The 429-nt window shown below is 44.3% G+C and carries 1 protein-coding gene; it reads left to right on the top strand.

The annotated features are described in order from the left end of the window. Positions 1 to 93: 93 nt before the first annotated feature. The coding region (locus Q5Y71_RS17240; protein ID WP_306043300.1) for a hypothetical protein at positions 94 to 429 on the top strand (336 nt) is incomplete at its 3' end.

Here is a 429-nt window from a genome sequence, read left to right as displayed (position 1 = left end):
GTTGGCTTAAAAATTATTAATAAAATCCTCAGCTAACTTTCAGAGATTGCCTGTAACTATAAAAAATTCAACTAACTTAGGGGCGGGACCAGGATGCGCCTTTTCCTTATTGTATTATTGATGCTTTCAAATGCGGTTTTTGCTTTGGGGCCTCCGCCAGAGGAAGATCTGTGCAGAGAGTGGGCGCCACCAGTGTATAATGTCACCTTGCCAACCTCGGATGCAGACGGAAGCTATATCCTGACTTTTGTGGTGCCTTCTTCTCCTTGTGGTATTGAAGATGCAGTGGTTGAACAGAGTATTAATGGTGGCAGTTATGCCCGCTATACGATCCGCAGCAGCTCTGGAAGCAACTCCATCAGCTTTTTCGGAAAAGACTCCGCGCTTTACCGCTACAGAATAAAAACGATATCAACATACAATATCTCG

This window comes from Microbulbifer sp. 2205BS26-8, from assembly GCF_030731025.1.
GTDB lineage: Bacteria > Pseudomonadota > Gammaproteobacteria > Pseudomonadales > Cellvibrionaceae > Microbulbifer > Microbulbifer spongiae.
The sequence above is the reverse complement of the archived record's forward strand: the minus strand, read 5'-3'. Positions and strand labels throughout refer to the sequence as shown.